Source organism: Frankia sp. AiPa1 (assembly GCF_023243075.1).
Classification (GTDB): Bacteria; Actinomycetota; Actinomycetes; order Frankiales; family Frankiaceae; genus Frankia.
The window spans coordinates 1-10,163 of record NZ_JALKFZ020000047.1 but is presented as its reverse complement, the minus strand read 5'-3'; the positions used below and the strand labels follow the sequence as shown (position 1 = coordinate 10,163).

Here is a 10,163-nt window from a genome sequence, read left to right as displayed (position 1 = left end):
ACGTGAAATATAAAAAAATTGGGTGTGGGGGCGGGTGTTTTTTTTTTTTATAAGCCACGCGCGGGGGGTGGGGGGGGGGGGGGGGCCCCCCGCCGGGGGGGGGGGGGGGGGCCCCCCCCCCGCGACCGGAGCGGAACCCGAGCGTCTGGCCCTCGTGCGGACCCTGACCAGCTTGTACACCGGTCTGACCCCCGGACCCGCACGGGCAGGCGCGGCGCGGACACCGCCCGGCTTCGTCCCCGTTCCGGTCCACCCATGGCAGGCACACGAGCTACTGGCCGATCCACACGGTCCCGTCGGCGCGCTGCTCGCAGAAGGAAGGCTGATCGATCTCGGCGACGGCGGCAGCCACTGGTACCCCACCAGTTCGGTGCGGACCGTCTGGCGTCCGGACAGCCCAGTGATGCTGAAGCTGTCGCTGGGACTGCGGATCACCAACTCGCGCCGGGTCCTGCAGCTCGGCGAGCTGCGCCTGGCCGAGCGAATCACCCGGCTGATCGACGCGGGGCTGGGGCCTGCCCTTGCCGCCCGGCATCCGTACTTCCGGCTGATCGGGGAGCCCCGCTGGGTGGCCGTGACCCGACCGCACCACCACCGTCCCCGGGGGTCTGGCCGAGCCAGCGCCACCGCCCGGACGGACGGCCGCAACGCCATGTCCGACGCCCCGCAGCGTCAGGAGCACGGGCATCATGCCGAGGACACGGTAGGCCTCGAGGTGGCCCTGCGCACCAATCCGTTCGGGCCGTTGGATCGGGTCGCGTGCGCGTCCTCACTCATCGCCGCCCGGCCCGATCGGGCGGCGGACCACCGCGGCCGTGCCCGCGCGGCCATGCTGCCCACGATGCTGCTGTCCCTGAGCGACCGGTGCCATGAGCCGCTTGGAGCACTCGCCGAGGCCTGGTTCTGCCGGTATCTCGAGGTGCTTGCGGCCCCCGTGCTCGACCTTTACCTGCAGCATGGCGTCGGTGTCGAGGCACACCTGCAGAACACCCTGGTCAGCCTCGACGACGACGGGTGGCCGGTCGCCGGTTGGTACCGGGACAGTCAGGGCTACTACGTCGGCGAGTCCGCCGTCGACGCCACGCAGCGCCTGCTGCCCGGCTTCGCCACGGGTCTGGATCTGGTGTTTCCCGACTCACTGGTGATCGACCGGCTCATCTACTACCTGTTCGTGAACAACGTGTTCGCCATCGCCGGTGCGCTGGGTGCGGCCGATGTCGCCAACGAGCATCGCCTGCTTGGACGGGTCCGTACGCTGCTGTGGCAGGCCGACCGCAGCGCCCGCGCGGACCAGACGGAGCACCGGCCGCCCGCCGCACGGCGCCAGCTGCTGTCGATCCTGCTGGACGCCGCCAACCTGCCCAGCAAGGGCAACCTTCGGACGCTGGTCGACGGACGCGACGAACTGATCAGTCCGGTGGCCACCCAATCGGTCTACGTACAGATCCCGAACCCGCTGCTGGAGGTCGTCGCGTGACACCCCCCGTTCCGGCCACCCCTCATATCCAGGGCATGTCCGCCACCCGGGCGACCGAAGCCGACCTGGCCGACACGGGCCAGGCCGACACGGCTCACGCGCCGTCGCCAGGCGGTGTGTACGACGTCGTCGGGGTCGGGCTTGGGCCGTTCAACCTGTCGCTGGCCGCGCTCGCCGACAGCCTGCCCTCAGTTCGCGCCGCCTTCTTCGAGCAGGAACCAGCTTTCAGCTGGCATCCTGGCCTGCTGCTGGACGGCACCACACTGCAGGTGCCGTTCCTCGCCGACCTGGTCACCCTCATCGACCCGACCAGTCGGTGGTCGTTCCTGTCCTACCTGCGCGCTCACGACCGGCTGTTCCGCTTTTACTTCTACGAGCGATTTCATATCCCCCGGCGGGAGTACGACGCCTACTGCCGATGGGTGGCCCGCAGGCTGACCTCGACCCACTTCGGAATCCGGGTCGACGCGGTGCACTGGGATGCCGACGCCGGGCTGTTTCGCGTCGCACTCACCCCCTGCGGGTCGGCCGCAGGCGGGAATGCGTGGTCTGGGCGGGTGGTGTCGGCCCGGCATCTGGTGCTTGGCATCGGCTCCGAGCCAAGCGTTCCCCCCGCCTTCGCTGGCCTGTCGCCTGACCGGGCCTTTCACTGCGCGCACTACCGGCAACGTCGAGACGTCCTGGCCGCTCTTTCCCGCATCACCGTGGTCGGATCGGGCCAGTCGGGCGCGGAGGTGGTCGCCGACTTGCTGCGTGGTCCGGCGCCGTTGGGCCGCCACCTCACCTGGGTGACCCGCACACCCGCCTTCGCCCCGATGGAGTACTCCAAGCTCGGGCTCGAGCAGTTCACCCCCGACTATGTGCGGTATTTCCATGGTCTGCCCCAACGGCGCAAGGACGCCCTGCTACCCGCGCAGTGGCAGCTCTACAAGGCGATCGACGCGGACACGATCGCCGAGATCTACGATCTGCTCTACGAGCGAACCGTCGACGGCGGGGATCCGGCGGCCACGCTGCTGCCAGGAGTCGGGGTCGAGGCCGCGAACCAGAACGGCGAGCATGGCGAGATCACCCTCGACTGCCGGCACCGCGACCAGGACCAGCTCTTCGCTCTGGCCACGGACGCCGTCGTGCTCGCCACCGGCTACACCGCCCGTCGCCCAGGCCTGCTGAGCCCGATCGTGGATCTGCTCGACCTTGACCGCGCTGGGCGGTTCGCGATCGACGACCGGTATCGGGTGGCAACCGCGGCCGAGGTGACCGGCCACATCTACGTGCAGAACGCCGAGCTGCACACGCACGGTGTGGGTGCGCCCGACCTGGGCCTCGGCGCGTGGCGCTCCGCAGTCATCCTCGACGACCTCACCGGCGGTCACGCCCACCGGCTGCCCCCGCCCACCGCGTTCACCACCTTCGGGCCACCACAACCGGCCACCTCTGCCCACGCCGCGGGCCAGGGACGGGCCGGGGCGGCGCTCCTCGACGAGGCACATCCATGACCGACGCGCCGTCGTTGAACTCTCCGGATGGCAGTTCGACCGGCCAGGCCTCCGCCGCAGCCCCCACCGCACGCTGGCGGCAGGCCGGTCAGAACCTGCTCGTCCGGCTCATCGCCGAGCTTGCCTATGAGGAACTACTCGTCCCACTGGCCGACCAGACCGACGCGGTGGATGAGGGCGAAATCCATCTGCGGCCTGGCCCGATCGGGCGAGGCAGACTGAACGCCTATCGGGTGGTGACGGCCGACGCCCGCTACCGCTTTCAGGCCCGACGTGGCACCTTCGGATCCTGGTGGATCGAGCCGGCCAGCCTGCGCCGGGCTTCCTCCCCGGTGGGAGGCACTCCCGGCCTGGAGCACACCGGTCCGGCCGATGATCCGGTGCTGTTTCTGCGCGATGCCCAGCACCTGCTGGGCTGGCCTGATCCGGTTCTCGCCGACGTCATCCGGGATCTGCTCGCGACGCAGGCTGCCGACGCACGGATCCTCGCCGGCGCGCTGCCCGCGGCGGAGCTCGCGGACCTCGTCTTCGTCGATCTGGAAGGCCGCCAGTCCGGTCATCCCTGTCTGGTGGCGAACAAAGGACGCATCGGATTCGCCTCGGCCGCGGGCCGCTACTGCCCTGAATCCAACGTCCCGTTCCGGCTGGTGTGGGTGGCGGCCCACCCCCTCCTCGCCACCTGGTCCGATCTCGCCCGCCAGGCGGAGGCCGGCGAGACAGGGCAGGCCGGCCTGCTGGCCGAGGAGCTGGACGAACCTGTGCGCCTGCGGTTCACCGAGGTGCTCAACCGCACCCTGGCCGACGTGTCGCCCGACGAATCCAGGTATCCGTACGAACGGCAGACGCGGGAAGAGGTGACGACACCCGGCAGGGCCATCGCACAGGGACACATCTGGCTACCGGTGCACCCCTGGCAGTGGGAGAACGTGATCATCCCGCTGTTCGCGGCGGAGCTCGCCACGGGGCTGCTGGTCCATCTGGGCGAGGCACCCGATCGCTACGTGCCGCTGCAGGCTGTGCGCACGCTGGCCAATGTCGACCGACCGGAACGACGCAACGTCAAACTGGCCCTGATGATCCGCAACACCCTGGTCTGGCGTGGGATGTCGGCTGCCGACGCCGTCGCCGGTCCGGCGGTCTCCCGCTGGCTGCTTGCGCTGCGCGAGGCAGATCCGTTCCTACGAGTCACGACCGGCGTTCAGCCCCTGCCCGAGGTGGCGGGGGCCGCCGTATGCCATCCGGCCTATGACGCCATCCCCGATGCGCCCTATCGGCTGCATGAGCTCCTGGGGGTGCTCTGGAGAGATCCGGTAGGGCGCTACCTGACCCACGGGGAGCAGGCCCGTAGCCTTGCCGCGCTGCTCCTGACCGGCTCGGACGGGCGATCGTTGCTTGCCGAACTGGTGGCCCGCTCGGGCCGTGAGCCGCGTGCGTGGCTACGCTCGCTGTTCGCCGCGCTGCTACCTCCCCTGCTGCATTACCTCTACCGATACGGCATCGCTTTCACCCCGCACGGCGAGAACGTCCTGTGCGTCTTCGATGCCGATCAGGTCCCCCGGCGCATAGCGATCAAGGATTTCGGGGCGGACATCGAACTCGTGGACGGCGATTTCCCCGAGCGGGGTCCACTGCCGGCGCAGGTGGACACGCACTGTCGACGCTGGCCCGGCCGCGAACTCGCGCATTCGGTGCTTTCTGCCGTCTTCGCCGGACATTTTCGCTACTTTTCGGTGCTCGCGGCCGATGACCTGCATGTCCCGGAGGAGGACTTTTGGCAGCTGGTCCGCGCGGCCATCGACGAGTACCACGCTCGCTTCCCCGAACTGCGCGCTCGCTTTCGCGAGATCGACCTGCTCGCGCCCCGGTTTGACCGGGTCTGCCTGAACCGAGAGCAGTTTGCCGGGGCGGGGTTCCATGACCGGGCCGCGCGTGACGGCGGATTCGACCTGATGCGGGGTACGGTCGCCAATCCGGTGGCCAGTGTCTCCGCCTGTCCCGCACCACCGGCGCCGACCAGCAGGATGGGCCGAACGGAGGACGCATGACGCCGCTGCCGGCGCCGGTCCCACCTGCCCGATCGGGCCAGGACATCCCGTCCACGCCCGTGCGGCAGGGCCAGCCGGACGATCTCCCCGGCCGCGGTGACGCAGTCACCGCGGGTTCGGCCGAGACGGCCCGCACCGGCACGCCCGTCCCTCCTGCCGGCGCGACGGACCCCCATGAAATGCATCCGCTAGGTGCGCTGAACCACGACTCCGACCCAGTCGACGAGGTGATCGTCGCCACGGTCGACCTGCAGGGCCGGCTGGTCGGCAGCGTGGTCTCCCCCGAGCACTTCACCGAGGAGGTCCTCCCGGACGGGCTCGGGGCCTGTACCTATCTGCATGCCGTCGACATGGAGATGCGCACCGACGACGGCTACCCGCACACTCCCTGGCACAGCGGATTCGGCGACCTGCGGCTACGCCCCGATCTCACCAGCCTGCGCCGGACGCCGTGGCGTCCGGCGGGCGCCGTGGTCCTCGCGGACGCCTACTGGCCCGACGGGACCAGTGTGGAGGTCTCCCCCCGCGCCGTGCTGCGCCGCCAGCTCGACGAGCTCGCCGGCGCCGGCCTGGGCGCCCTGGTCGGCACCGAGCTGGAGTTCCTGGCCTTCCGTGAGTCCTACGAACGGGCGGCGCGACGTTCCTGGACCGGGCTCACCCCCGCCAGTCGCTACAGCATCGACTACGCCCTGTTCGGCACGGAGGGGTTGGACGATCTGGCCCGGCGCATTCGGCAGGCGATGCGGCAATCCGGGATCGCCGTCGAATCAGCGCGAGGGGAGGTCCACCCGGGCCAGTACGAGATCGTATTCCGCTACTCGGAGGCGCTGTCGGCCTGCGATATTCACACCCTGTACAAGACCACGGCCAAGAAGATGGCAGTGGCCGGCGGCCAGGCATTGACCTTCATGGCGAAGTACGACGGCGGGGAGGGCAACTCCTGCCATGTGCACCTGTCTCTGCGAGACGCCGACAGCGGCGCGCCGGTCTTTCCTGCGCCTCCCGGTCACAGCGCGGGGTCCGCGGAACGGGCCGGGCGCTCCGGGCGGACGGACACCGCCGGCATGTCCGCGTTGATGTGCGCCTTCGTCGCGGGTCAGCTGGCCTGCATGGCCGACTTCGCGCTGCTGTTCGCCCCGAACGTCAACTCCTACAAGCGACTGGCTCCCGAATCCTTCGCACCGACCGGCATCAGCTGGGGCCGGGACAACCGGACATGCGCAGTACGTGTGGTCGGATCCGGCGCGGGACTGCGGATCGAACACCGGGTGCCGGGCGGGGACGCGAACCCCTATCTGGCTGTCGCCGGCATCCTCGCCGCCGGGCTGTATGGGATACGGCAGCAGCTCGTCCTCGAGCCCGGTCGGATCGGCAACGCGTTCACGATGCCCGAGCTCCCGCCACTGCCGACGACCCTGCGGGCGGCCGCGGACCGCTGGCGGTCCAGCCCGCTCGCCCGGGCAGCCTTCGGCGAGCGCGTGGTCGCCCATCTGGCTCACGCGGCCGAGGTCGAACTCGCGGATTATGAGCGGACGGTCACCGACTGGGAACGTCAACGCGCCTTCGAGCGAGGTTAGAAGGTCAGCGGAACGGGACACGCAGGATGAACCCAGGACTGCCGCCCTCCCCGCCAGGCAGGTCGCCGGTCGGGGCCAGGCGCTACTCCGAACGGGCCAGGGAGGCCTGATCCGTGTCATCGCGCGGTGCCGGGGGCACCACCGGTTGCTCCGGAAGAGCCCCGCTGTACTCGTGTAGTCCGAACCGGCGGTGCAGGGCCCGCAACGGGCCGGGTGCCCACCAGTTCGCCCCGCCGGCCACTCGCATGAAGGCCGGGACGAGCACCCCCCTGATGAGAGTGGCGTCGAGCACGATGGCCAGGGCGGTGCCCAATCCGAACATCTGCATAAACCGCACCGACGAGGTGGCGAACGCGACAAACGTGACTGCGAGCAGAGCGGCGGCGGTGCTGACGATCCGGCCGACCCGAGCCAGCCCGGTGGCGACCGCTTCGGCGTTGCTCGCCCCGGTATCGTGCACCTCCTTGATCCGCGACAGCAGGAACATCTCGTAGTCCATCGACAGCCCGAAAGCGATACAGAAGAGCAGCACGGGCATGGAGGTGTCGAGCGGGCCGGGCGTGACATCGAGCTGGCCCGACAGATGACCGTCCGTGAAAATCCATACCGAGACCCCGAACACCGCGCAGGTGCACAGGCCATTGAGCAGGATCGCCTTCACCGGCAGCAGGACACTGCCGGTGAACAGGAACAGCAGACCGAACGTCGCCAGCGCGATGAGCCCGAGCGCGAGTGGCAGCTTCGCGGCGATCGTGGCCTTGCCATCGACGAGGACGGCGGGCGCGCCTCCCATCAGGACGGCGCTGCCCGCAGGCACCGGAACCGCACGCGCCGCGTGGACGAGCCCCTGTGCGCGCCCCGACGCGTAGTCCACCGCAGGGACGACCTGCAACAGGTCGGCGCCCGACGCGCGGAACCGGACACTGGTCACGTCCGGGGGTGCGCTCTGATGCCCGCTGACGACCGTGCCCAGCGCGTAGTCCACCCGGGCCACATCAGGCAGCCGCGACAGCGCCGCCGCGTAGGCGGACAGCGCCGGCTGGGCGACTCCGCTCTTCCCACCGGTCTGTACGACCACCTCCAACGAACCGGAGATGTCGGCGGGGAAGCGACTGCGCAGGGCATCCCCGACCACTCGGCTGGGCGCCGAGTCCGGGCGGAGCACACGATCGTCCGGGGTGCCGAAGCTCACGTGCAGGAACGGCGCCGCGAGCACGAGCAGGGCCGCAATCACCGGGAGGCCGGTGAGAACCGGGCGGGCCATCACAGTCGAGGCCACCCTCCGCCAGAACGGCGACTCCGCGGACCGTCCTGGCGCACCCTCCGTGCGGGCCATGCCAGCCTGACCGGGCAGGGTAGGCACCGCAGGCGGAGCGGCGGGCACACTACCGGCGCCGGTGGTGGCCGTGGCCGCGTCCGTCATGGCCGCACGCCGGCGCCGGCTGCGGACCAGCCCGATCAGGCCCCCCACTTGCCGGCCGTTCACCCGTTCACCCAGCAGCATCAGCAGTGCGGGCAGCACGACCACCGCCGCGAGAACGGCCACCAGGGTGACCGAAATACCGGCGTACGCCATCGAACGCAGGAAGAACGGCGGGAAGAGCAGCATCATGATCAGACTCACGATGACGGTGGCACCGCTGAAGAAGATCGTCCGCCCGGCGGAACGTATCGTGATCCCAACTGCTGTTCGCTTGTCGTATCCTGCGGCGAGTTCCTCGCGGAAACGGCTGACCATCAGCAATGAATAGTCGATTCCCAGGCCGAGTCCGAGCGCGGTCGTCAGGTTCACCGCGAAGATCGAGACGTCGGTGATGCTCCCGATCACCGCCAGCACGGCGAGCCCGCCGATCATGCCGAGCAGACCGACTGCCAGCGGCAACAGCGCGGCGACGACTCCGGCGAACGCCAGCACCAGCAGGACCAGGGTGATCGGGAGGGCAATCGCCTCGGCCACGGCCAGATCGGTGGAGACCTGATGGCTGATGTCCTTGCTGACTGCCGCCGCACCCCCAGGCTCCACGGTCACGGCGGGAGGATCGAACGCGCGGGAGGCGTATCGCGCGACGACGTCCGACGCGTCGTCGTCATCCGTGATGCTGGCCACTACCAGAGCCGAGCGACGATCGGCCGAGCGCAGCGCTGCGCCCCCACCGGTCCAGTAGGACACAACATCGCGGGCACCCGGGCGGGCAGCGAGATCCGCGGCGACCTTGCGGCCGGCGGCGGCGACCGGCGCGTCATCGACATCCCCCGAACGGGCGGTTACGAGGAGCACCACGTTCGGGCGTCCGTGGAAGTGAGCGTCGAGGAGGTCAGCCGCCCGGCTGGAATCCGAGTTCGGATCGTCGAATCCCCCGGTCTGCAGCTTTCCGAACACTGTGCTTCCAAGCACCGCGCCGAGGACGAGGAGAACAGCCGTGCCGGCGAGCACCAGGCGCGTCCGCCGCGTGACCAGAGTCACCAGGGAAGAGAACACGACATCCTCCACAGATCGGTCGTCTCAGCCGAGAACACTGTTCTCAATCGACGCTCGCGTCAAGGTCGTTTGCCTGAGCAAGCACATCTGTGCATTGACACCGTTGGTACCGCTACCGATCGTGGGGAACCGTGAGTAGCCCAGTGCCCCGTCGCGAACGACTGCGGCAGGCGACTCTCCTGGAGATCAAGCGGGCCGCCCATGCCCAGCTGGCCGAGGTGGGTCCCGCTGCGCTGTCGCTACGAGGGGTGGCCCGCACGGTCGGGCTGGCCCCCTCAGCGCTGTACCGGTATGTGGCCAGTCGCGAGGCCCTGCTCGCCGAGTTGACCGCCGACGCCTTCGCCTCGCTCGCCGACGCGCTCGAGGTCGCGTTCGACTCCGCCGATCCCGATCGGCACCTGGACCGGTGGATCGCCGTGGCCCGGGCACACCGCCGCTGGGCACTGGACAACGCGATCGAGTACACGTTGGTCTTTGGGCCGCGGGCGGACTCGACGCCGCCTGGCGATGAACTGGTCGCCATGGAGATGGGGCGGTCGGTCGCCGTGTTGTTTCGATGCATGAGCGAGGCGATCGGTGCGGGCCTCGTCGACGCGAGCCGCACCGACGCAAGCCTGACCCCTGCGGCTCGATACCGGCTGAAGGCCTGGGCCCGGGATCACAACGTGGCGATCGGCGCAGCCGAGATGGCCGTCTGTCTCGCCGCGTGGACCCAGCTGCACGGATTCCTCACGCTCGAGGTCTTTGGGCACTTCCCTCCCGCCCTCGACGACCCCGAGGACCTGTTCGACCGCCAGATGGCCGAGATCTTCCTCCAGGCGTGCCGCGCTCGCCCCCAGCCCGACGGCGGCGCCACGCCGGCCACGATCACTGGCGCCTGACCAGCGACATTCGACTGTCGGCGGGCAATCCATCGATGCGAGGCCGTCCGCCGCGGGGAGTCCTCGGCTGCGGACGGCACACCACAAACGGCAGACGCCGGTCCGGTCCACCTGCGCCGACCCGCGCGAGTGGGGGGGGGGGGGGGGGGGGGGGGGGGGGGGGGGGGGGGGGGGGGGGGGGGGGGGGGGGGGGGGGGGGGGGGGG

At 70.0% G+C, this 10,163-nt stretch carries 7 protein-coding genes; 5 read left to right on the top strand and 2 right to left on the bottom strand.

Features of this window, described 5'->3' with window-relative positions; genetic code table 11:
* The first annotated feature begins 22 nt into the window (after positions 1–22).
* From MXD95_RS06525 to MXD95_RS06510, 4 genes are all read left to right on the top strand, one after another.
* The gene (locus MXD95_RS06525; protein ID WP_308301454.1) at positions 23–1,477 is read left to right on the top strand and encodes an IucA/IucC family protein; all 1,455 of its coding nucleotides are present in this window, start codon (positions 23–25) and stop codon (positions 1,475–1,477) included.
* The gene (locus tag MXD95_RS06520) at positions 1,474–2,976 is read left to right on the top strand and encodes a lysine N(6)-hydroxylase/L-ornithine N(5)-oxygenase family protein (RefSeq protein WP_250639636.1); all 1,503 of its coding nucleotides are present in this window, start codon (positions 1,474–1,476) and stop codon (positions 2,974–2,976) included. Before MXD95_RS06525 ends, MXD95_RS06520 begins: the two co-directional genes overlap by 4 nt.
* Positions 2,973–5,021: an IucA/IucC family protein gene (locus MXD95_RS06515; RefSeq protein WP_250639635.1), complete on the top strand. Its 2,049-nt coding sequence runs from the start codon at positions 2,973–2,975 to the stop codon at positions 5,019–5,021. Before MXD95_RS06520 ends, MXD95_RS06515 begins: the two co-directional genes overlap by 4 nt.
* A gap of 179 nt (positions 5,022–5,200) precedes the next feature.
* A complete protein-coding gene (locus MXD95_RS06510; RefSeq protein ID WP_250639634.1) occupies positions 5,201–6,598 on the top strand; it encodes a glutamine synthetase family protein in 1,398 nt (465 codons plus the stop codon).
* Positions 6,599–6,680: 82 nt separating this feature from the next.
* Here MXD95_RS06510 and MXD95_RS06505 read toward each other — a convergent pair whose 3' ends face one another.
* Complete coding sequence (locus MXD95_RS06505) at positions 6,681–9,077, bottom strand: MMPL family transporter (protein WP_250639633.1); 2,397 nt, start codon at positions 9,075–9,077, stop codon at positions 6,681–6,683.
* Between the two features lie 131 nt (positions 9,078–9,208).
* On the opposite strand from MXD95_RS06505, the gene MXD95_RS06500 reads away from it, so the two are divergent.
* Positions 9,209–9,958, top strand: coding sequence for a TetR/AcrR family transcriptional regulator (locus MXD95_RS06500; protein WP_250639632.1), 750 nt, complete (start codon positions 9,209–9,211; stop codon positions 9,956–9,958).
* On the opposite strand, the gene MXD95_RS06495 is transcribed toward MXD95_RS06500, so the two are convergent.
* On the bottom strand, positions 9,945–10,163 hold a 219-nt coding region (locus tag MXD95_RS06495), incomplete at its 5' end, for a hypothetical protein (RefSeq protein WP_250639631.1). The two genes, MXD95_RS06500 and MXD95_RS06495, sit on opposite strands and share 14 nt — an antisense overlap.